This is a genomic window from Lactiplantibacillus plajomi (assembly GCF_005405405.1).
GTDB lineage: Bacteria > Bacillota > Bacilli > Lactobacillales > Lactobacillaceae > Lactiplantibacillus > Lactiplantibacillus plajomi.
This window is the reverse complement of the sequence record NZ_BJDZ01000002.1, coordinates 35,329-59,313: the sequence shown is the minus strand read 5'-3', so window position 1 is coordinate 59,313 and position 23,985 is coordinate 35,329. Positions and strand designations below refer to the sequence as shown.

At 51.6% G+C, this 23,985-nt stretch carries 18 protein-coding genes; 17 read left to right on the top strand and 1 reads right to left on the bottom strand.

The genetic code is table 11. From position 1 onward, the window contains the following. The first annotated feature begins 72 nt into the window (after window positions 1–72). The 9 genes from FFM82_RS01005 (at window position 73) to FFM82_RS00965 (ending at window position 14,992) form a co-directional block, all read left to right on the top strand. Window positions 73–954: a helix-turn-helix domain-containing protein gene (locus FFM82_RS01005; RefSeq protein WP_137644005.1), complete on the top strand. Its 882-nt coding sequence runs from the start codon at window positions 73–75 to the stop codon at window positions 952–954. Window positions 955–975: 21 nt separating this feature from the next. After that, a complete protein-coding gene (gene pgsA, locus FFM82_RS01000) occupies window positions 976–1,560 on the top strand; it encodes a CDP-diacylglycerol--glycerol-3-phosphate 3-phosphatidyltransferase (protein ID WP_137644004.1) in 585 nt (194 codons plus the stop codon). 205 nt (window positions 1,561–1,765) lie between these two features. After that, entirely contained in the window at window positions 1,766–3,028 is a 1,263-nt protein-coding gene (locus FFM82_RS00995; protein ID WP_137644003.1) for a competence/damage-inducible protein A, read from the top strand. A 90-nt stretch (window positions 3,029–3,118) separates the two neighbouring features. After that, on the top strand, window positions 3,119–4,186 hold the full coding sequence (recA, locus tag FFM82_RS00990) for a recombinase RecA (RefSeq protein ID WP_137644002.1): 1,068 nt from the start codon (window positions 3,119–3,121) through the stop codon (window positions 4,184–4,186). A 263-nt stretch (window positions 4,187–4,449) separates the two neighbouring features. After that, entirely contained in the window at window positions 4,450–6,009 is a 1,560-nt protein-coding gene (gene rny / locus FFM82_RS00985; protein WP_137644001.1) for a ribonuclease Y, read from the top strand. Between the two features lie 124 nt (window positions 6,010–6,133). Continuing rightward, window positions 6,134–6,940, top strand: a complete 807-nt coding sequence (locus FFM82_RS00980) for a TIGR00282 family metallophosphoesterase (protein WP_137644000.1) — start codon at window positions 6,134–6,136, stop codon at window positions 6,938–6,940. A 28-nt stretch (window positions 6,941–6,968) separates the two neighbouring features. Further along, window positions 6,969–9,617, top strand: a complete 2,649-nt coding sequence (gene mutS / locus FFM82_RS00975) for a DNA mismatch repair protein MutS (RefSeq protein WP_137643999.1) — start codon at window positions 6,969–6,971, stop codon at window positions 9,615–9,617. A gap of 20 nt (window positions 9,618–9,637) precedes the next feature. Further along, a complete protein-coding gene (gene mutL, locus FFM82_RS00970) occupies window positions 9,638–11,695 on the top strand; it encodes a DNA mismatch repair endonuclease MutL (protein WP_137643998.1) in 2,058 nt (685 codons plus the stop codon). A gap of 240 nt (window positions 11,696–11,935) precedes the next feature. Next, window positions 11,936–14,992, top strand: a complete 3,057-nt coding sequence (locus FFM82_RS00965; RefSeq protein ID WP_137643997.1) for a YfhO family protein — start codon at window positions 11,936–11,938, stop codon at window positions 14,990–14,992. Window positions 14,993–15,035: 43 nt separating this feature from the next. On the opposite strand, the gene FFM82_RS00960 is transcribed toward FFM82_RS00965, so the two are convergent. After that, the gene (locus FFM82_RS00960; RefSeq protein WP_137643996.1) at window positions 15,036–15,557 is read right to left on the bottom strand and encodes a DUF1015 domain-containing protein; all 522 of its coding nucleotides are present in this window, start codon (window positions 15,555–15,557) and stop codon (window positions 15,036–15,038) included. 154 nt (window positions 15,558–15,711) lie between these two features. Between FFM82_RS00960 and ruvA the strand changes: the two genes are divergently transcribed. The 8 genes from ruvA (at window position 15,712) to FFM82_RS00920 (ending at window position 23,801) form a co-directional block, all read left to right on the top strand. Continuing rightward, window positions 15,712–16,320 carry a Holliday junction branch migration protein RuvA gene (ruvA, locus tag FFM82_RS00955; RefSeq protein ID WP_137643995.1) on the top strand — a complete coding sequence of 203 codons (609 nt, stop codon included), beginning with the start codon at window positions 15,712–15,714 and terminating at the stop codon, window positions 16,318–16,320. Window positions 16,321–16,334: 14 nt separating this feature from the next. Next, window positions 16,335–17,351, top strand: a complete 1,017-nt coding sequence (gene ruvB / locus FFM82_RS00950) for a Holliday junction branch migration DNA helicase RuvB (RefSeq protein ID WP_137643994.1) — start codon at window positions 16,335–16,337, stop codon at window positions 17,349–17,351. 10 nt (window positions 17,352–17,361) lie between these two features. Then, entirely contained in the window at window positions 17,362–18,396 is a 1,035-nt protein-coding gene (gene queA, locus FFM82_RS00945) for a tRNA preQ1(34) S-adenosylmethionine ribosyltransferase-isomerase QueA (RefSeq protein WP_137643993.1), read from the top strand. A 128-nt stretch (window positions 18,397–18,524) separates the two neighbouring features. Beyond that, window positions 18,525–19,667 carry a tRNA guanosine(34) transglycosylase Tgt gene (tgt, locus tag FFM82_RS00940; protein WP_137643992.1) on the top strand — a complete coding sequence of 381 codons (1,143 nt, stop codon included), beginning with the start codon at window positions 18,525–18,527 and terminating at the stop codon, window positions 19,665–19,667. An 84-nt stretch (window positions 19,668–19,751) separates the two neighbouring features. Continuing rightward, window positions 19,752–20,165 carry a preprotein translocase subunit YajC gene (gene yajC / locus FFM82_RS00935; protein ID WP_137643991.1) on the top strand — a complete coding sequence of 138 codons (414 nt, stop codon included), beginning with the start codon at window positions 19,752–19,754 and terminating at the stop codon, window positions 20,163–20,165. A gap of 110 nt (window positions 20,166–20,275) precedes the next feature. Beyond that, window positions 20,276–21,409 (top strand): DNA polymerase IV, encoded by a 1,134-nt coding sequence (dinB, locus tag FFM82_RS00930; protein WP_137643990.1) that lies wholly within the window; start codon window positions 20,276–20,278, stop codon window positions 21,407–21,409. Between the two features lie 89 nt (window positions 21,410–21,498). Further along, window positions 21,499–22,455: a DHH family phosphoesterase gene (locus FFM82_RS00925; protein ID WP_137643989.1), complete on the top strand. Its 957-nt coding sequence runs from the start codon at window positions 21,499–21,501 to the stop codon at window positions 22,453–22,455. 2 nt (window positions 22,456–22,457) lie between these two features. After that, window positions 22,458–23,801, top strand: a complete 1,344-nt coding sequence (locus FFM82_RS00920; protein ID WP_137643988.1) for a DEAD/DEAH box helicase — start codon at window positions 22,458–22,460, stop codon at window positions 23,799–23,801. Window positions 23,802–23,985: the final 184 nt, after the last annotated feature.

Genomic DNA, 23,985 nt, shown 5'->3' with positions numbered 1-23,985 from the left:
TTTCGATAAATGGCTGTGCTATACTAAGATGCGTAAGATTACGAAACTAGACTTAGGGTGGAGAAAAGGTCAATGAGTGAGAATAGTGAAGAAAAAGGTGCAATCGGGGCACGCTTAAAAGCCGCCCGGATCGCCAAAGGGTTAACCATTGATGATTTACAACAAATCACCAAAATCCAAAAACGTTATTTAATTGCGATTGAAGACGAAAAATTCGACGAGTTGCCGGGCGATTTCTACGTCCGCGCGTTCGTTAAACAGTACGCGGATACCGTTGATTTAGATGGTAACGCCTTGCTGGAAGAATATCACGATGAATTACCGGAAACGCACGCGGAGGCTTACGTACAAAACGTTGATGACGTTCAGCCGACCCGCAGTGCGAGTCGTGAACAGCCGACAACTGCGGCCGGTAAGGTTCGAAATTATTTACCAACAATCATCGTCACCGCGATTGTGGTGATTATCCTGCTATTCATCTGGCTAATGGCGGTCCGGACGCATACGAATTCTTCGTCGGCAACCGCCACGTCGAGTACCTCGGTAGAAGTATCCAGCTCAAAGCAGTCGTCCAGTTCCGCGCGTTCGAAGGCTAGTTCTAAAAAAGCGGCTTCAACTAGCGCTAAAAAGGGTACCAAGAAGCAAACGATTAAAGCGGATGGCGATAGTGATACGGCCTATACTTTGACGAACGGTACCGATAAGAATAAAGTCGTGATCAAGTCGACCAAGGCGGCCTGGACATCGGTTACGACCGACGGCAGTCAAACTTGGCAGGGAACTTTGACTGCCAACGGGTCCCACGAGTTGACCTTACCAAGTAACGCGGCCACCGTTAAGTTCCAGTTTGGGAACGCGACTGCAACGTCGGTTACGATCAACGGCAAGACGTTCAACTTCAACCCGAAGAATTCGACGTCGCAGGTCCGGACGATTACGCTGACCATTAAATAGACGGTTCGGAGGAGTAGGCTTTTGAATTTACCTAATAAATTAACTGTATTTCGGATTATTTTGATTCCCGTATTTATCCTGGTGATGGTCTTACCACTGTCATGGGGCCAGGTCGTGTGGGCGGGGACGACGATTCCGGTGACCCAACTAGTTGCGGCCATTATTTTTACGGTCGCCTCCTTGACCGACTTAGCGGACGGAAAAATCGCACGTTCACAACACTTGGTGACCAACTTTGGTAAGTTTGCTGACCCGTTGGCGGATAAGATGTTGGTCATGACGGCCTTCATTATCTTGGTGCGGATGAACGCCGCGCCGGACTGGGTCGTGGCCATTATTATGTGCCGTGAGCTGGCGGTGACCGGCTTACGGCTGCTAATTGTGGAAAATAACGGACAGGTGATGGCGGCTGCCATGCCCGGGAAGATTAAGACGACGACCCAAATGATCGCCATTATCTTCTTGTTATTGAACAACGTCTTGTTTGCAGCAATCAACGTGCCGTTTGCGTTGATCATGCTCTACATCTGCCTGTTCTTCGTTATTTACTCCGGGATTGACTACTTCGTTCAAAACCGCGACGTTTTTTCGGACGGGTTTAAATAATTCAGTTTAAGAACGACACGTTTCATTTTTTATCAGACGAAGACCCAAGGCTGTGACCAAAGTCACGGCCTTTTTGTGTTCTTTACCGCAACCTTTTTGATGGGCGCTGAAAATAATTTCGTATATACTAAGTGTTGGGACTCGTCAGGGCGGCTGGTTGTGAACCGGCCGTTGCCGCGAGCCAATGAGGAGGAACTTTAATAGCATGCAAGCAGAGATTATTGCGGTTGGTACCGAGATTCTCTTGGGCCAAATTACGAATACGAATACGACCCACATCGCACGTGGGTTAGCAGAATTAGGCATCGATAGTTACTACCAGACGGTCGTGGGGGATAATCCCAAACGGTTAGCTGACGCGATTGAAATCGCCGCTCGCCGCAACGACCTCGTGATTTTATCCGGCGGGCTCGGTCCCACTAAGGATGATTTAACTAAGCAAACGTTGGCGCACTATTTAAACGTGCCGCTGGTCGAAGACGCCGCGGCGATGGCCGTCATTGACCAGTACTTTGAACGGACCGGTAAGACGATGACGGCCAATAACCGGATTCAGGCACTGTATCCCAAGGGGGCGACTCCGCTGACCAACCATAACGGGATGGCAGTCGGCGCCTTTTATCAGTCACCGGATTCCGCCGACTTTTTGTTACTGCCGGGACCACCGCGTGAAATGACGATGATGTTCGATACCGAAGCTAAGCCGAAGTTGCAGGCCGCCTACGGGCAACAAGCCCAGATTTATTCGCGGGTCCTACGGTTCTTTGGCATCGGTGAGTCACGGCTGGTGACCGACTTACAAACGTTGATCGATCAACAAGGTAACGTGACGATCGCACCGTACGCGAAGACCAACGAGGTCACACTGCGAATCAGTGCCCAGGCCGATACGCAAGAAGCCGCTACCCGGGCGTTAGACGACGTGGAAACTAAGATTCGGGCCAAGGTCGGCGACTACTTCTACGGTTATGGCGACGATAATTCGTTGGCGCAGGTGGTCATCAACGCGATGATTGCGGGCAAGTTGAGTTTAACCGCCGCTGAAAGTTTAACGGCGGGTGAATTTCAGAGTACGATTGGTGGCGTTCCGGGCGTTTCAGCCATTTTTCCGGGCGGCTTCGTAACTTACGCCAACGCGGCTAAGCACCAATTGGTGAACGTTCCGCAACAGACCATTGACCAGGACGGGGTGGTCTCGGAAGCCACCGCCATTGCGATGGCGGACGGTGCCCGTGAGCAGCTGGCAACCGACGTGGCGGTCAGCTTCACCGGCGTTGCCGGTCCAGACGATTTAGAGGGCCAGCCAGCGGGGACGGTTTGGATCGGGCTAGCGTACCCAGGGCAGGCCACCCAGGCGCACCAATTCAACTTTGCCGGTGACCGCCAGAAGGTTCGCCAACGGAGTGTGATGGCCGGGTTAGACATGATCCGGCGTGCAATGCGGGCTGACGGTCGGTTACCAAAATAATACGAACTTTTGTTCGCTTTTTGCTTGCAATTCGAGTAGTGAACCGCTATGATATTAAGAGTGAAAACGAGCACCAAAGGAGGAACTAATTTGGCTGATGCACGGCAAGCAGCGCTCGACGCTGCCTTAAAAAAGATTGAAAAAAACTTTGGTAAGGGCTCCATTATGCGGATGGGGGATGCGGCGAATACCCAAATCTCCACCGTTTCGAGTGGGTCGTTAGCCTTAGACGATGCGTTAGGTGTCGGTGGGTACCCCCGCGGCCGGATCGTGGAAATTTATGGTCCTGAAAGTTCTGGGAAAACGACCGTGGCACTACACGCCGTTGCGGAAGTTCAAAAGCAGGGCGGGACGGCCGCTTACATTGACGCTGAAAACGCACTGGATCCGGTATACGCGGAACATTTAGGCGTTAATATCGATGACTTGTTGTTATCACAACCGGATACTGGTGAACAGGGACTGGAAATTGCGGACGCCCTGGTTTCAAGTGGTGCGGTTGATATCCTAGTTGTTGACTCGGTGGCCGCGTTGGTGCCCCGTGCCGAAATTGAAGGTGAAATGGGTGACGCCCACGTTGGGCTGCAAGCCCGGTTAATGTCACAAGCGTTGCGGAAACTTTCCGGTACGTTGAATAAGACGAAGACCATCGCGTTATTTATTAACCAAATTCGTGAAAAGGTCGGCGTTATGTTCGGGAACCCCGAAACGACCCCTGGTGGGCGCGCCTTGAAGTTCTACGCAACCATTCGTTTGGAAGTTCGGCGGGCGGAACAAATTAAGGACGGTACCGATATTATCGGGAACCGGGTCCGGATTAAAGTGGTCAAGAACAAGGTTGCGCCGCCATTTAAGCGCGCCGAAGTTGATATCATGTATGGTCAGGGGATTTCCCAAACCGGTGAAATTGTCGACATGGCTGCGGATAAGGACATCGTTAAGAAGAGCGGTTCTTGGTATTCCTATGGTGAGGATCGTATCGGTCAGGGGCGTGAAAACGCTAAGAAATACCTGGCAGATCATCCGGACATCATGGCCGAAATTCGCCAAAAGGTCCGTGACGCTTACGGGATGGATCCGAAAGACGAGGAAGCTGAAGACGACGCTGAAAAGGCCGACCCAACGGCTTTGGACTTGGGTGATGACCAAAAAGATTAGGCTGAACGTACCGCTTTAGCGGCCAGCTACGTGCAACTGATATAAAAATTCAACCACCGTTATGATGAACGTCGTAACGGTGGTTTTTTAGTTAATAACCGGCGAAATAACGCGAAGCGGGCGGTTTCCACATGGGACTTTAAGTTGACACTCTCGGCTGCAAACATTAGAATAACAAGTGTGTAAATAATCAAAAATTTAACATCTGAAAATTTGTAGTTGATTTTATGTTAACTGGATTTTGGTGATGCGGAGGTGGAAACATGAATGTTTTCGGTATAATCCTCGCAGTCATCGCAATTGTTGTCGGTTATGGGATTGGTTACTATGTTCGTAAGAACGTCCACGAAAAACAGTTGGACGTCGCCAAGAACACTGCCGAAGGTATTATTGCTGAGGCCCACCGGTCAGCGGAGACTTATAAGAAAGAAAAAGTTCTTGAATCTAAGGATGAGAGTCACCGTTACCGAACCGAAGTGGAAAATGAATTGAAGCAACGACGTAACGAAGTGCAAAAGCAGGAAGACCGGCTACTTCAACGCGAAGAAACTTTAGATCATAAGGAAAATACTTTTGAAAAACGCGAAGACGCGTTAGGCAAGAAGGAAGAAAAGATTGCCAACGAACAGAAACGTGTTGAACAACAGCAACAAAGTGCAGCTTCACTAATCACGCAACGTCAAGCTGAGTTAGAAAAGGTCGCGGCTTTATCGCAAGAACAAGCCCGTGACCAGATTTTAACCCAAACGCGAGAACAATTAACGCATGAACGGGCCGTAATGATTAAAGAAAATACGGACGAAGTGAAAGCGCAATCTGAAAAGGAAGCTAAGAACTTAATTGTCCAAGCAATCCAGCAGAGTGCCGCCGATATGGTTTCTGAAACGACGGTTTCGGTCGTTTCGTTACCGAACGATGATATGAAGGGCCGGATTATCGGTCGGGAAGGTCGAAATATTAGGACGTTAGAAACGTTGACCGGGATTGATTTAATTATTGATGATACGCCGGAAGCCGTCGTTCTAAGTGGTTTTGACCCGATTCGTCGTGAAATCGCTAAGATTGCTTTGGAAAAACTGATTCAGGATGGTCGGATTCATCCCGCCCGGATTGAAGAAATGGTTGAAAAAGCCCGTAAAGAAATGGATACGAAGATCCGTGAAACGGGTGAACAAGCCGTCTTTGACCTTGGACTCCACGGGATGCACCCGGACTTGATCAAGCTGATTGGCCGGTTGAACTACCGGACCAGTTATGGTCAAAATGTGTTAAATCACTCAATTGAAGTTGCGAAGTTGACGGGCGTTTTGGCCGCCGAACTTGGTGAAGATGTTACACTCGCGAAACGCGCAGGATTATTACACGATATTGGTAAGGCCGTCGATCACGAGGTCGAAGGTTCCCACGTTGAAATTGGCGTGGAATTAACAACGAAGTACAAAGAAAGTCCAGTTGTAATCAATACGATTGCGTCGCACCACGGTGACGTTGAATCGAAATCGATTATTGCCGTCCTAGTTGCGACTGCGGATTCAATTTCCGCGGCGCGGCCGGGGGCTCGAAGCGAGTCGCTGGAAAATTACATTCATCGACTTGAAAAACTTGAAGCGATTGCCAACCAGGAAGCGGGCGTCAAGAAGAGTTACGCTATCCAGGCTGGTCGTGAAATTCGGGTGATCGTGAAACCAAACGAAATTTCTGATTTACAAGCAACCGTTTTGGCCCACGACATCAAAAAGCAAATTGAAAATGAACTCGAATACCCTGGTCACATTAAGGTGACCGTCATTCGGGAAATTCGAGCGGTTGACTACGCGAAGTAAATTAGTAAGTCTGAGAATAATTCTCAGGCTTATTTTTTTGAGCCGGTCACAAAAATCCCAGCCGGTTTTTAGTGGTAAATAATGCTAAAATAATGGGTATAACGTTAAAACAAGGGAGCAATTTATGCGAATTCTATTTATCGGGGATGTCATGGGGAACGTCGGTCAAACCGCGATTGCCACGTACTTACCTAAATTAAAGCGGCGTTATAAGCCGCAAGTCACGATCGTTAACGGTGAAAACGCCACCCGCGGGCGCGGAATCAGCGAAGCCGTCTATAAGGACTTCTTGAGTGCTGGGGCGGACGTCATCACGATGGGCAACCATACTTGGGACAACAACGAGTTATTCGACTTCATTGCCGACGCGAAGAAACTGGTCCGGCCGTTGAACTTTCCACCGGCAACCACGCCTGGTCAGGGATATACGCTCGTGAACGTCAACGGGGTTAAATTAGCCATTATTAATTTACAGGGGAACGTCTTTATGGGCCAGAACCTAGCCAACCCGTTTACGACCGTGGAACCGTTGGTGCAAGAACTCCGGGAAACGACCCCGAACATTTTTATTGATTTTCACGCCGAGACGACCAGTGAGAAGGAAGCCATGGCCTGGTACCTAGACGGGCAAGTCAGCGCCGTAGTCGGCACCCACACCCACGTCCAGACCAGTGATGAACGGGTGCTACCAGAAGGCACGGCCTTTTTAAGTGACGTTGGCTTTACCGGGCCCTATAATGGCATTTTAGGCATGACCCGTGAGAACGTCATTCAGCGCTTTTTAGAACAGATGCCGACCCGTTTTAACGTCCAAGAAGACAGTCCGACAGTGGTTTCCGGGTGCGTGATCGACGTGGATCACCGCAACGGTCACGCGACCAAGATTCAACGGATTTTGATCAATCCGGACCACCCGTATTTTGAAGATTAAGTTTTGTGATAGAAAGTAGGAACAACTAGTGCCACAAAAAACCAAAGATACGCCAATGATGCGCCAGTACTTTGCCGTTAAAAATCAATATCCCGACGCGTTTTTATTTTATCGCCTCGGTGACTTTTACGAGATGTTTTTTGATGATGCCATCAAGGGTGCCCAACTCTTGGAACTGACGCTGACGACCCGGAACCATTCGGCGGAAAACCCGATTCCGATGTGCGGGGTCCCGCACCGGGCCGCACAGAACTACATTGATATTTTGGTCGATAAGGGTTACAAGGTCGCCATTTGTGAGCAGATGGAGGACCCGAAGCTAGCCAAGGGGATGGTCAAGCGTGAAGTTATCCAGTTGGTGACGCCCGGGACGACCTTGGAGCACGGTGCGGAGCAGGCTAAGTCGAATAACTATTTGACGGCGCTAATTCAACAAGGTAAGCAGCTGGGGTTCGCCTACGCCGACTTATCGACGGGGGAACTCAAGACCAGTGTGTTGACGACTAGTGATGCGCTAATTAACGAGTTGACCAGCCTACAGACGAAGGAAACCGTCGTCGATGATTCGGTCGCCGATCAGCTGCGGCAACAAATTAAGGCGCTCGGAATTTTGGTATCCGAACAAAACCAAGTCGAAGCCCAAGCCGAGTTAAGCTATTTGACCCAGGATTTAACGGTTGAGCTACAGAAGCAAGCGGTCGAGCGCCTGTTGATGTACATTACCGTGACGCAAAAACGTAGCTTGGCGCACTTGCAAAAGGCGGTCGCCTACGAACCGTCGTACTTTTTAAAGTTGGACCATAATTCTAAGTATAATTTGGAATTGATGAAGTCCATTCGCACTGGTAAGAAACAGGGGACCTTGTTATGGCTGTTAGATGAAACTAAAACGGCGATGGGTGGCCGGCTACTCAAACAGTGGCTGGACCGGCCGCTGATTGTGAAACAGGACATCGAAACCCGGCAAAGTAAGGTGGCGGCCTTGCTTGACCACTACTTTGAACGCCGCAACCTCCAAGAAGAATTGGTTAAAGTTTACGATTTGGAACGGTTAGCCGGCCGGGTTGCCTTTGGCAGCGTCAACGGCCGCGACTTGATCCAACTGAAAACGTCATTGCGCCAAGTTCCGAAGATTCGTTATATCTTATCAGAACTGGACGTCAAGGTGTTTGATGCCGAAGTGCGCCAATTGGATCCGGTCAGCGACGTTGCTGATTTGATCGACCAAGCCATCATGGAAGAACCGCCGTTATCGGTGACGGATGGCGGGGTCATTAAGGACGGCTACGATGCCCAGCTGGATAAGTACCGTGACGCGATGAATAACGGGAAAAAGTGGATTGCTGAGTTGGAAGCCAAGGAACGGCAAGTGACCGGTATTAAGAACCTTAAGATTGGGTTTAACCGGGTCTTCGGCTACTACATCGAAGTCACCAAGGCCAATTTGGCGCAACTACCGGCGGACCGCTACGAACGCAAGCAGACGTTAACGAACGCGGAACGTTTTAGCACCCCAGAACTCAAATCGCACGAGGCGTTGATATTAGAGGCTGAGAGCCATTCTACCCAGTTGGAGTATCAGTTATTCGCAAAGGTCCGTGAAAGTGTTAAGGGGGCCATTAAACGGCTACAAACGTTAGCTAAGGCAATTGCCGCCATTGATGTGCTCCAAAGTTTTGCGGTCGTGAGTGAAGATTATCAATTTGTCCGGCCAACCTTGACGAAGTCGCATGATTTGAACATTGAGGCCGGCCGCCACCCGGTCGTTGAAAAGGTAATGGGCAATCAGACCTACGTCCCCAATGACGTTGTGATGGCCCCCGAGCAGACGGTCATGTTGATTACCGGGCCGAACATGTCCGGGAAAAGCACCTATATGCGGCAATTAGCGTTGACCGTGATCATGGCGCAGATGGGCTGCTTTGTACCCGCTAAACGGGCCAAGTTACCGATTTTTGACCAGATTTTCACCCGAATCGGGGCGACCGACGATTTAATTTCCGGCCAAAGTACCTTCATGGTCGAAATGCAGGAGGCCAATAACGCGTTGCAGCACGCAACGGCTAACAGCCTAGTGCTCTTCGATGAAATTGGCCGTGGCACCGCCACCTATGACGGGATGGCGTTGGCCCAAGCCATTATTGAATTTGTGCATAACCACATTCACGCTAAGACGCTGTTTTCGACCCACTATCACGAACTAACGGCCTTGGACCAGGAATTGACGGGATTGCGCAACGTCCACGTGGGGGCGACCGAGCAAAACGGTGAGCTGGTGTTCCTGCATAAAGTTGAGGCGGGGGCGGCTGATAAGTCCTACGGGGTGCACGTTGCTAAGTTAGCGGGCATGCCTAGTGAATTGTTGAAACGGGCTGACCAAATTTTGACGAGCCTGGAAAGTCAAACCAGTACGGTTACGACGACCGCTACGCCGCAAGTGCCCGTTACGGACACCGAACCGGTTGCGCCAACGGTGGCTGAGCCAACGCCCGCTGAACCGGAGCCGGCAGCTAGCGACGTGGACGAACAGTTATCGTTGTTTGCCGAACCGGCACAGGCCGACAAGAAGGAAACGGCCGTGTTGCAACAGTTACGGAACTTGAATTTAATGGCGATGACCCCGATGGACGTGATGAACCAGTTATATAAGTGGCAACAAAAGTTAAGCAAAAAATAACTTAGAAGGGACCGATGGTGATGGCTAAAATTCATGAATTATCCAGTGTCTTGGCGGATCAGATCGCAGCGGGAGAAGTTGTGGAACGCCCCGCCTCGGTCGTAAAGGAACTGGTGGAAAACGCGTTGGACGCGCATTCAACCCGTGTCGACGTGCTGGTGCAGGAAGCCGGCGTACGGTCAATCCGGGTGATCGATGACGGCGACGGCATTGCGGCTGACGACGTTTTGACGGCCTTTAAACGCCACGCCACTAGTAAAATCACTTCGCGTGAGGACCTGTTTCGGGTCCATTCGCTCGGTTTTCGTGGTGAAGCGTTGCCGAGTATCGCGTCGGTGGCCGATGTGACCCTAGTCACCAGTACCGGGACGAGTGGGACCAGTATTCATTACCGTGGTGGGAAGCTCGTGCACCAAGCACCGGCCCCCCTGCGGCAGGGAACCGATATTACGGTCACCGACCTGTTTTATAACACCCCGGCACGCTTAAAGTACTTGAAATCACCGCAGACCGAGCTGGCCAACATAGTCGACGTGGTCAACCGCCTGGCGCTGAGCTACCCGAACGTTGCGATCCGGTTAGTGCATAATTCTAAGGAACTACTACGAACGGCCGGTCGCGGTGATTTGCAACGGGTCATTGCCGGCATCTACGGGGTCAAAAATGCCCGTAAGATGGTGGCAATCAAGGGCCAAACCGATGATTTTCAACTCACAGGTTACGTGGCCTTGCCGGAACTGACCCGGGCGAGCCGCCAGTATATTTCGATCCTGATCAACGGCCGGGCGATTAAAAACCAGCAGTTGACCAAGGCGGTGATTGCAGGGTACGGCTCCAAGTTGATGGTCGGCCGTTACCCGATTGCCGTGATTGCGCTAACGATGGATCCGCTAATGGTCGACGTTAACGTACACCCGACAAAACAGGAGGTCCGGCTTAGCAAAGAACCGGTGCTTGCCAAGTTAATTAGTGCAACGATTACGGCACGTTTAGCCGACGAGAACTTGATCCCGTCTGCCATGGCCAATCTAGGTAGTCACCGGCGGGAGCCGGTTCAAACCGACCAGTTGGCGATCGACCTAAACGCCGCGTCGTCACAATATCAAGTGGCTAGTGCTAGTCCGCAGGCTGCGGAAAGTTTTGCCGCGTCGCTTACGGCTGGGAACGATTGCACGGCAAGTGAGGCGGCAGCAACGGAAAATGGTAGTGGTGAAATGACGTTACCGGCGTCTTCAGCACCGGCTACCTCGTTAGCAGCGACGCCGGTCACGGAAACCACGGCTGCCGAACCGATTATGATTAGTGACCGTCAAGAGTTGCAGACCGGTGCGGTGCGGGCCTTTGACGCTCGTTACCGTGACGAACGGGTTGGCTTGCCGTTTGCGGCCAATCAAGCAGACCAACCGACAGTAGCGGCAGCCGAAGCCACGGAAACCGAGCCGACGCAACCGGCAGCGCCCACCACGGAACGTTTTCCACACTTGCGCTACTTGGGGCAGATGCACGGCACCTACCTATTAGCGGAAGCCGAGGACGGCATGTACATTTTGGATCAGCACGCCGCTCAGGAGCGGATTAATTATGAATACTACCGCCAAGCCATCGGTGAGGTCAGTGCTAATCAACAAAACTTATTGGTACCGATCGTGTTAGATTACCCAACCAGTGACGTCTTGAAAATCCAAGAAAATTTACCGTTGTTAGCGCAACTGGGGTTACACTTGGAAGCGTTTGGTGGCAACAGCTTTATCGTGCATTCGCACCCGACCTGGTTTAAAGCTGGGCAGGAAGCTGACACGATTAAGGAAATGGTTGATTGGGTATTACAAGATGGCCATTTAACGGTTGCCCAGTTCCGGGAGAAATCGGCGATCATGATGTCGTGTAAGCGGGCCATCAAGGCGAACCACCACTTGGACGACCAGCAGGCCCGCGCGCTGATTGCGAAATTACCGGAATGTGAGAATCCGTTCAACTGTCCGCACGGGCGACCGGTGACGGTTCACTTTACGAACCGCGACATGGAACGGATGTTTAAACGGATTCAGGACAGTCATGAATCACCACTACACCAATAAAAATAAAGTAGGCGGCTACCGGCAAAATGCTTGGATAGCCGCTTTTTGTCCGTTGTTAGCCGGTGCCAACTGATTAGTTGTGACATACAATTACTAATTAATTAAGATTTGTCCGTTAATACGGTTTAGTTGCCGAATCATGGTAAAATAGGACCATTCTTGAAAGTCACCCGCGTCAAAAAAAGTTTACCGGTGTGGGGCCGGTTTGACCGGGAAATTCGAACAAAGGGGACCGAAACTTTGAATAAGGTACGTAAATTCCCGCTGGTCGGGTGGTACACACTCTTTTTTATGGTGATTGTAGCCATTAGTTACAGCGGACTATTTTTAGCCGGCCGGACGCTGATTTGGGAAGTTGATGGCATCGCGCAACACTTCCCAATTTTAGTGACGTTTCAAAAAATATTGCGGGGCGGTGTAGCGGGACTAGCCAGCTGGTCGTGGAACCTCGGGTTGGGAGCCGACCAACTGACGACCTTTGCCTATTACGTAGTCGGTGACCCGTTTAATTACTTAGTGGCACTGGTACCGCGGGCGCACTTGGAGGCGGCGTACCAGGCGCTAATTTTGTTACGCCTTTACTGCGTGGGCTTAGCCTTTCTTGGTTTTGCGCACCAGTTTAAATTTAGCCGGTTCAGCCAGTTCATCGGCACGTTGACCTATACCTTTACCGCCTACACCTTTTACGTTGGTATGCACCACCCGTTCTTTTTATTACCGATGATCTGGTTCCCGCTGCTTGCCTGGGCGATTGAACGGGTGCTGCGTGGTCGCCACTGGTTACCGCTAAGCCTGATTACGGCAGTCGTGATTATTAGCAATTTCTACTTTGCGTACTTGTTAGCGCTAGGTAGTCTGATTTACGCACTAGTTAGCTTTTGGACACGCCGGCGGGCCGGCCAAGCAATGCGGTCGTTTCCGCAACTCCTGTGGCGGCTCGCGGTAGCCGTTACATTGGGAGTCGGCATGGCCGGCATCATCATGGTGCCGACCTTACTTGCTATGCTGACGGCGACCCGGACCGACTTTGACTTTGCGAACGGCCTGTGGACTTACCCGATTAACTACTACGTCAACTTACCGAACCGGTTGCTGACGAACGGTGGCAGTGTTCAGTACTGGGTTACCCTCGGGATGAGTGCCATTAGTTTTGTCAGCCTGACCTACACCCTTCGGCATTTTAAACGTTACTGGGTTTTGAACTGGGTGCTGGTAGCGATGGCGGTGGGCCTGTTACTGCCCGGATTTGCGGCGGTTTTCAACGTCTTTTCGACGCCGTCTAACCGGTGGTTACTGATGGCCAACCTGGTGGTCGCGTACGCCACGATGGTCTTTATCGATCAGTGTGACCATTTGACGGTCGCGGACTTGAAATGGATTGCGTTGGTCGGTTGCGGCTGGTTGGCATTGATCTGGGCCGTCAACGGCTTTTACCTGAATATTCGTAAGCACGACATCGCCACCTACCTGATTTTATTAATGTTGATCGGGTTACTACTTGCCAAGGACCATTTGGGGCTTACGACCCGGCAGTGGCGCTATTTATTACTAGGATTGGTCACCTTAAACCTGGCAAACAGTGGCTTGGGCTGGCTCAGCCCGAACACGAACTCGAACCCCGGCGAGCAGTTGCGGCGCGGAACGGCGATTAAGTGGATCAAGGGGTACCTGGATGGTGCCGAAAAGGGGACGCAATCGACAAGCCAGTTTTACCGGACCGCACTCGTTCCGAACTACTACACCTTGCGTTCGGCTGAAAGCAACGTTCCGATGGTCTTAAAGACCCACTTGGTTGGGTCGTACTTTTCGGTTCAAAACGGCTACGTTGGTGAGTTGAGCCGCCAGCTGGGCAACGCGACTTACGCGATGAACGCGCCGCTGGGGGACTTAAACGGCCGGACGACGTTTAACAACTTGCTCGGTGTAAAGTATTTGTTTGCCCGCGAAGACCAGCTGCGGCACCAAGCGTTACCGGCCGGCTACCACGTCGTTAAAGCTAAGGACGGTCAGCCAAAGGTGTATGCCGATCGGTTCGTGTATGGATTAAGTAACCACACCGGGACCGTGCTATTGAAGTCCGATTACGCGCTACCACTGGTCTATACGCAGCCCAACCGACTGACACCAACGGCTTTCAACCGGCTCAGTGCCGTTGATAAGGAACAGGCGCTCTTACAGGGGACGTTGATTAAAACGCACGCCGGTCAGACGGTCACGCCCAAAAAGACCGGGCAATCGGTGGCGTACAGTGCTGCTGCTGATACGACCAAGGTACTGGACAGTACCGACAAGGTCATGATTTACCGGAATCAGCACGCCACCGGTGCTTCGAACAACGAAACGACTAAGCTAGCGGATGATACCGTGACGCTGACGTCGGAACAACGCCAGCAGTTGGCGCCAGCCACCGGGTTAACGAACCCGAGTCAGCACTTATTAAAGTTAATTGCGGCGAACCAGCAGCGGTTGCAGACGAACGCACAAACTAACGCTAACGGCTTAAAAGCGATGATCAGTGACGTCCAGGGTCACCAGGTGCCGTACGAGCTGACGATCAAACACCCTAAGCGTTACCGGAATACGGAACTGTACCTTGTGTTGGACGGCATTCGCTACCGACGTTCGTCGATTCAAAATGAGTTACGTACCAGTCTGAATACGACCACCTTTTCTGGCCGTCCGTACACGAAGATGGACCAACTCAACGGGGTACGTGATGGCTTGAAGGGGAACTTAAGTGCCAGCGGCTACCAGTTGACGGCACAAACGGTCGATAACCTAGCCACCTTTAACCAGTTGGGGACGACGAACATGTCGGACTACGAGTACCGCGATTCGGCGGTGATCAACTTAGGTTACAGTCATTCGGCCCGCAAGACGATTACGCTAACGTTTGACCGAATTCGCAGCTTACATTTTAAATCAGCAAAACTCGTGGCCGTGCCGTTCGGAAAAACATACCGGCAACGTGTTCGGCAAGTTCAGCGTCAAGGACTACGGGGGCTGAAGGTAACGGCTAACCGGGTTAGCGGGACGACGCAAACGACTAAGGCTAGTATCTTAACGACGTCGATTCCGTATTCTACCGGGTGGCAGTTGCGGGTGGATGGTCAGCGGGTTAAGACGCAACCGGTGAACTTAGCCTTTGTCGGGGCTAAGTTACCGGCCGGCCACCACCGGATCACGTTGACCTACCGAACGCCCGGGCTGCTAGTTGGGAGCTGGCTCTCGTTGGGCAGTGCGCTCAGCGTACTGGCCGTTGCCGCTTGGCGATTGTTTAGGTACTATCAGCATTAAGAATAAAAATATCCCGACGAACGGATGGGTTCGCCGGGATATTTTAGTCCGTATTAACTTGAATTTTAATCAGTTGTTCCGGAATTGTTGGTTGTTGCTTGAACTTGGCCCATTCTTGGTCCGCAACTAGCATCACCAACGGCGTACTGGTCGTAGTTAGCCAAGTTTTACGCGGGGTGATTTTGGCCAGCGTCTCGGTGAGATCGGCGTTGACCGGCGCTTCGGTCACTTGCCAAAGTCGGTGGCGGACGCCGGCGGGATCGGTAAATTCGCGGGTCGGCGCAAAGTGACCGACCCAGTCATCGATCAACATTTCAATCACCGGGTTTTGGACGTAGAGAACGGTGTTGATGCCGCCGGGTAGCATCGTGGTGACGCTTAGTTGTTCGGGCCAACTGGCTAGTAGTCGCCACTGGTGTACCCCGTCCTGGGTGAGTTCGTACCAGTAGTAGCTGTCGCCGGCCTGAACGGTTTCGTCGGCGGGGGTCCAGTCGCTGGCACCGCACGTCAGTTTTTGTAACCCACTGGCACTGGGAAGAATGGCCGTAAAGGGGTTGGTTTCCATGGTAAATCCCTCCTAATCGGGCTTGAGCATAGCATGGATTACCGAGCCCGGCAAGCAATCCCGCGGAAAATGTTCGTTGAAGGGTCAAGCTAACCGGGAAATGTGGTACAATTTAGCAAGCAAACATACGTTTTATTAAAGGAGTTTTGAAGTCGTGTATGAATACTTTCTCGGCCAGATTACCGATGTGACGCCGGCCTACGTCGTGATTGAGGTCAGTGGCATCGGTTATAAAGTTTTAACGGCCAACCCGTACCGCTATCAGGTCGGGCAATCCGCAGTTAAAATGTACATTCATCAAGCCGTTAGTGATAACGGGATGAGCTTATTCGGCTTTTACGACGCCGACGAAAAGGCACTGTTCGAAAAATTACTGAGCGTTTCCGGTATCGGCCCCAAGTCGGCGCTAGCCATTTTAGCGAATAATGACCATTCCGGCTTGATTCAAGCCATTAATCAAGAAAATGCAACGTACCTGACGAGTTTTCCGGGTGTCGGTAAGAAGACGGCGCAACAGATCGTCTTGGACCTTAAGGGTAAGCTGAACGATTTAAACGGCAACGTTACCGGCCAAACTGAGCTGGACGTGCCGGTGGCGGCAGAAGATGGCACCTTAACCGATGCCCTAGCTGCCCTGGCCGCGCTAGGCTATTCACAGCGCGAAGTTAAAAAGGTGACCAAGCCGCTTAAAGCCTACCAACAAACCAACTCAGCGGATACCAACGCCCTGTTAAGTGAAGGCTTGCGCTTATTGACGAAGTAAGGAGTGATCAATCAATGGACGACGACAAAATTTTATCGGGCGACAACACCGACGATGCCGAGGCGTCGTTAGAAAAATCGCTCCGGCCGCAAACGTTGGCCCAATACATTGGTCAAGACCAGGTTAAACACGAACTGGGGGTTTACATCGAGGCGGCCCGTAAGCGGGGCGAATCGCTGGACCACGTCCTGTTGTTTGGACCACCAGGGTTAGGGAAAACGACGCTTGCCATGGTGATTGCTAACGAGATGCAGGTCAACATTCGAACGACCAGTGGTCCGGCCATCGAAAAGCCCGGTGACTTAGTTGCGCTCTTGAACGAATTGGAGCCCGGTGATATTTTATTTATTGACGAAATCCACCGGTTACCGAAAATCGTTGAAGAAATGCTGTACTCGGCCATGGAAGATTTCTTTGTCGACATTGTCGTCGGGCAGGGGCCAACTGCGCACCCGGTCCACTTCCCGTTACCGCCGTTTACGTTAATTGGGGCGACGACCCGCGCCGGAATGCTTTCGGCACCGTTACGGGACCGCTTCGGCATCGTCGAACACATGGCTTATTACCAAGTGGCCGACTTAGAGGACATCGTGAAGCGGACGGCCGATATTTTCCAGACGTCGATCAAGGACTCTGGCGCCCACGAAATTGCCCGCCGTTCCCGGGGCACGCCGCGGATCGCGAACCGGTTATTTAAGCGGATTCGCGACTTTGCGGAAGTTGCCGACAAGGATGCGATCGATTCCAAAATCGTGAACCGGTCGTTGACCTATTTGCGAGTCGACCAAGACGGCCTGGACGAAACCGATAATAAATTATTACGAACGATGATCGAATATTACAACGGTGGACCGGTCGGGTTAGCCACGATTGCCGCTAACATTGGTGAAGAAACCGACACAATTGCGGAAGTCGTTGAACCGTACTTGTTACAAATCGGCTTTTTGAAGCGCACCCAGCGTGGCCGGGTCGTAACGATGAAGGGTTATCAACACTTAGGGTTACCGTACCCGCCGGAACAAAATAGATAGGAGCGAAACCATGAGCTTAACACTTGAAGATTTTGACTACGATTTACCACACGAATTAATTGCCCAGACCCCGATTAAGAAACGCGACGCGTCGCGGCTCCTCGAACTGGACCGTAAAACTGGCGAAATGCAGGACAAGCACTTTTACGACATCATCGACCAGCTGAACCCGGGGGACGCGGTCGTCATGAATAATTCACGGGTCCTGCCCGCGCGCTTATACGGCGTTAAGCCCGAAACCGGTGGTCACGCCGAAGTGTTGTTATTGCATAACACCGAGGGCGACGAGTGGGAAACGCTGATGAAACCGGCCAAACGCGCCAAGGTCGGCACGGTGATTTCCTTTGGTGACGGCCAGTTAACGGCGACCGTGACCGGTGAAAAGGAAGACGGGATTCGGATGATCGAATTCCATTACGATGGGATTTTTATGGAAATCTTGGAACGGTTGGGTGAAACCCCGTTACCACCGTACATCAAGGAAAAGCTCGACGCTCCCGACCGTTACCAGACGGTTTACGCGAAGGAAAACGGTTCGGCCGCTGCGCCAACCGCGGGCTTGCACTGGACCAAGGACTTATTACAAAAAGTTCAGGATAAGGGGGTCAAATTAGTTTACTTGACCTTACACGTGGGTCTGGGGACGTTCCGGCCGGTCGAAGAGGACAACATTGAAGACCATAAGATGCACAGTGAATTTTACCGACTGGACGAAGACGCTGCCAAAACCTTAAACGACGTGCGCAACAACGGTGGTCGGATCATCGCCACCGGGACGACTTCAATCCGGACGCTGGAAACGATTGGCACGAAGTTCAACGGTGAAATCAAGCCGGATTCCGGCTGGACCGACATCTTTATTAAACCGGGTTACCAGTGGAAAGTGGTTGACGCGTTCATTACGAATTTCCACTTGCCAAAATCGACGTTAGTGATGCTGGTGGCCGCCTTTACTGGTCGCGACATGATTTTGAACGCTTATCAGCACGCCATCGAGGAACGCTACCGCTTCTTTAGCTTTGGCGATGCCATGTTTATTCATTAAGCACAACTGAGTCTTGTAAGCGAGTCCGCTAGTGGGCTCGCTTTTCTGACGGTTGCGCGACTGGTGAGTAAAGGGCTTTCGTGCTATGATAGTCAGAGTTTAGCAACGTTTTTTACGGAGGAAAATACATGGAACCGGCAATTAAATACCGATTAATCAAAAAAGAAAAGCACACTGGCGCACGGCTGGGTGAACTAATTACGCCCCACGGGACCTTCCCGACGCCAATGTTTATGCCCGTTGGCACCCAGGCCAGCGTTAAGTCGCTAGCGCCCGAGGAACTCGACGCGATGGGGGCGGGCGTGATTTTATCGAACACGTACCACCTGTGGTTACGCCCCGGCGAACAGATCGTCAAGGAAGCGGGCGGCCTGCATAAGTTCATGAATTGGCACAAGGGGATCTTAACCGATTCCGGGGGCTTTCAGGTGTTCTCACTGGCTAAGAACCGCGACATTACCGAGGAAGGGGTCCACTTTAAGAACCACCTGAACGGGTCGAAGATGTTTTTGTCACCGGAAAAGGCGATTCAAATCGAAAATGATCTCGGCCCGGACATCATGATGAGTCTGGACGAATGCCCGCCGTTCTTTGAATCTTACGACTACGTCCGCCATTCGGTTGCCCGGACCAGCCGCTGGGCGGAACGGGGCTTGAAGGTTCACCAGCACCCCGATTACCAGGGCTTATTTGGCATCGTTCAGGGGGCCGGTTTTAAAGACCTACGGGAACAAAGCGCTAAGGACCTTGTCAGCATGGACTTTCCGGGGTATTCGATCGGGGGACTATCGGTCGGGGAATCCAAGGCGGAAATGAACCACGTGCTGGACTTTACGACACCACTGTTACCGGAAAATAAACCGCGTTACCTGATGGGGGTCGGCTCGGCCGACGCCTTGATTGATGGTGCGATTCGCGGGGTCGACATGTTCGACTGTGTCTTACCGACCCGGATTGCCCGTAACGGGACTTGCATGACCTCGCACGGCCGCTTAGTCGTCAAGAACGCCGCTTACGCCCACGACTTTTCGCCAATTGACGATAATTGTGATTGCTACACCTGCCGGAACTTTAGCCGGGCGTACGTCCGCCACTTGATCAAAGCCGACGAGACCTTTGGTTTGCGGTTGACTAGTTATCATAACTTATACTTCCTGTTGAACTTGATGAAGCAGGTCCGCCAAGCGATTCAGGACGATAATCTCCTGGAATTCCGGCAAAACTTCTTCGAAATGTACGGCTTTAATCAGAAAAACCCGAAAAATTTCTAGTCAGACTAGTATTTTATAGTGTTATTTGTTAAAGTTAAAGTTAGTCAAACTTTATACAATTTAGATTAGGAGCGATTTATAAAAATGACCAATATGGCATCAATTATTTTCATTGTCGCGATGTTTGCGTTCTTGTACTTCTTCATGATTCGTCCGCAACGTAAGCAGCAACAACAACACCAAAGTATGTTAAGTAAGATCAAGCGTGGCGATAAGGTCACCACGATTGGCCGCTTACACGGGGTTGTTGATGAAGTCAATGAAGCTGACAAGACCATCACGTTAGACTGTGACGGCATCTACTTGGTTTTTGATTTGAACGCGATTGCCAAAATCACGCCGGCCGAAACGGCTGAAAAGCCTGCTACCTCCGCTGCAGCGTCAACGGAAGCGGGTAGTGATGAAGCTGCCAGTGCCGATGCAACGGAAGCGGACAGTGCTGCTGATAGTGCGGCCAGTGAAGCTGACAGTAGTGCGGCTGATTCGGAAGCAAAATAAGGTTAACTTTAAGGGTGCGTCTGGAGAAATCCGGACGCCTTTTTTAATGCATTTTTGGCCAAGTGAAACGTACGTTCGTGTATAATGAAATTCAGAAGGAGGTGGGGGCCGTGGCCCAGTCAATTATTGAAGCGCCAATCAAAGTGGATGCGAGTCGTAAAATCATTCACGTTGACATGGACGCCTTTTACGCGTCGATTGAAGAACGCGAACAACCGGCGTACAAGACTCAGCCACTGGTCGTCGCTCACGATCCGCGGACGACCGGTGGCCGCGGCGTTGTGACGACTGCTAATTACGTCGCCCGCCAATACGGCGTTCACTCGGCCATGCCAGCGGCTAAGGCGCTTGAGTTGTGTCCCAAGGCGGTGTTTAAGACCCCCAATTTTCCGTTATACAGGGAAGTTTCGGCGCAAATTCACCGTATTTTTCACGAGTACACCGATAAAATCGAGCCGATTGCCTTTGACGAAGCCTACTTGGACGTGACCACCAACAAGAAGCAGATTCACAGTGCCGTCCAACTCGCCCACCAACTCCAACGTGAGATTTGGGAACAGACCCACCTGACGTGCTCGACCGGTATTTCCTATAACAAGTTTATTGCCAAGTTAGCGTCGGATTACCGTAAGCCGGCTGGGGTGACGATTGTGTTGCCGCAGGACGCCGAACCGTTTTTATGGCGGGAACCGATCGAAAAGTTCCGCGGCGTCGGCAAGAAGACCGTTCCAAAAATGCACGAGTTGGGGATCAAGACCGGCTGGGACTTATACCAGCAGTCCGAACTTAAATTAATTCAAAATTTTGGCAAGCTGGGTTATATTTTGTACCGGCGGGTGCGTGGGAGTGACGACCGGCCAGTCGAATATTTGCGGCAGCGTAAATCGATTGGTAAGGAGCGGACGTTCGGGCCGTTTTTGACTTCGACCGAGGAAGTTAACGATCACTTACGGGAAATTGCCCGGCTCGTCGCGGCATCGATGACTAGTCACCAGCGGCACGGTAAGACGCTGGTGTTAAAATTGCGGTACGGCGATTTTGTCACCATTACGAAGCGCCGGACCTTCGGCGAATTTTTACCGAACGACGCGCTGGTCTACTATCGTTATGCCAGTGAAATATTTGACGCGGTCGTCGACGACCATTTAGATAGCGGTGTGCGGTTATTAGGCATTACCCTGACCGGTTTAGCACCGTTGACTTTTGAGAACTTGACGCTGCCACTTTACCCGAATGAAAATTAATTTGTTTGGCGAAGTGGCGATTGTTCGGTATACTGGAGTACTGTGACAGCTTCAAGCCGCCAGTAAATTAAGAAATGGGAAGGATCATTATGACCGTCCAAACAGAAATTTTAACGTTAATTAAACAAGCAAAAACCATTATTATTCACCGCCACCAGCGTCCCGATCCGGATGCCATCGGGAGTCAACTCGGTTTGGCGGACGTGCTCAAAACAAGTTTTCCGGATAAAAAGGTGTTAGCCCCCGGCAAACAGTACCACGGTTTCGACTGGTTAGGCCAGATGGACGACGTGACCGAGGACGACTACCAAGACGCGTTGGTATTGATCCTTGACACGGCCAACCAACCGCGAATCGACGGCGAGTTTTGGCAAAAGGGAAAGACAGTGGTCAAAATCGACCACCATCCTAACGATGACGCGTTCGGTGATCCACAGTGGGTCGACGTGGACGCCTCGAGCACCAGTGAGATGATTTATAATTGGTACGCGCAAGTTGGCAACGAGCTAACGCTTAGTGCCAACGCGGCGCGACTACTCTACGCCGGCATTGTCGGCGATACCGGCCGCTTCTTGTACTCGGCAACTAAGCCAAGTACGATGCGGGCCGCCGCGGCTTTGATGGAAGCGGGGGCGGATGCTACCGCCGTTAACCGCATCGAGGATACGATCACCTTGCCGGTTGCTCGGTTGTCGGCCTACGTTTACGAACACCTAACGCAACTTGATTCGGGAGCCGCGTACGTTATTTTGACCAACGAATTAATGGATTCGTTCGAAATTGGCGACGCCAGCACCGCGGGGGTCGTACCGTTACCCGGTCGTATCGACACGGTTAAGTGTTGGGCGATTTTCGTCCAACAAAAGGAAGGCGACTTCCGGATTCGGCTACGGTCGAAGGGCCCGGCCATTAACGACCTGGCTAAAAACCACGGCGGTGGCGGCCACGCCATGGCCAGTGGCGCTAAGGCGGCTGACCAAGCGGAAATCGAAGCCGTTGTTCGCGAGCTGGACCAAGTAGCCAGCCACTATGAGAAAGAGGTTTAAGTATGACCGCAAGTTTTGAAGAATTTAAATTACAGCCGTTTTTGATGCAGGCGTTAACCGAAATTAATTTTCGTAAACCGACCAAGGTGCAAGAAAAGTTAATTCCAGTCATCGCGGCCGGGCGCAGCGTTATCGGGCAATCGGCGACGGGGAGTGGGAAGACCCACACCTTCTTACTACCGATGATTAACCAGCTTAACGCCGACGAACGGCGGGTCCAAGCCGTCATTACGACCCCGAGTCGGGAACTAGCGTACCAAATTCAGGCGGCTGCTAAGCAGTTGATCAAGCATAGTCCCAAGGCGATTCACATCGGCTTGTACGTTGGTGGAACCGATAAGCAGGACCAAATTGACAAGTTACACCGCCACCAACCCCAATTAATTATCGGGACGCCGGGCCGGATTTTAGACCTAATGCGCTCACAAGCGTTAGACGTGCACACCGCCACTCAGTTAGTGGTTGATGAAGCCGATATGACGCTCGACCTCGGCTTCCTGGACGTCGTTGACCAAATTGCCGGGCGGATGCCGGCCGACCTGCAAATGTTGGTCTTTTCGGCCACCATGCCGCAAAAACTCACACCGTTTTTGAAGAAGTACATGAATAACCCGGTCATGGAAGAAATTCCGGTTGAATCGGTGATCAGTCCAACCATTGATAACTGGTTGATTTCGACTAAGAGTCACGATAAAAATAGTATTATTTACCGCTTGTTAACAATCGGTGAACCGTACCTAGTCTTGATTTTTGCCAACACGAAGGAACGGGTTCAGGAACTGACCCGCTATTTACGGCAACAGGGCTTAACGGTTGCGATGATTCACGGGGATATTCAACCGCGGGAACGTAAGCGGGTGATGCGGGACGTCCAAAACCTGAAGTATCAATTCGTGGTCGCTACCGACCTGGCCGCCCGTGGGATTGATATTCAAGGGGTGTCGCACGTCATTAATGACGACATTCCAACCGACTTGGAATTCTTTATTCACCGGGTCGGCCGGACCGGTCGTAACGGTATGCCCGGGACGGCAATTACGCTTTACAGCCCCGGTGAAGAGGATAAGGTCAGCGCGGTCGAAGCGATGGGGATTAAGTTCGAACCCAAAGCCATCCGTGACGGCGAAATCGTCGACTCTTACGATCGGAACCGCCGGACTAAGCGCGGACCAAAGCAGGAAAAGTTGGACCCAACCTTGATTGGCTACGTCAAGAAGTCGAAGAAGAAAATCAAACCGGGCTATAAACGCCGCATTCGTAAAAAGATCAGTGACAAGGCCCGCATGGATCGCCGAATCGAGCAACGGGCCGCGGCTCGTAAAGCCCGTAAGGATCGGAAGTCTTAATGGGCTAAGGTGATTGACAAGCCCGCCCAAGACTCATATACTTTTCAAAGTAAGGACATGTTCAAAGCGCATGACAGTCAAGAAACACTTTGGTTGCTGGAAAAAGTGCGGTGCGGTTTGGATGCTACCTGGAAGTGCTGACTAGCAAACTAGTCCGTTTCTCAGCGTTAATGAGCTTAAGGGG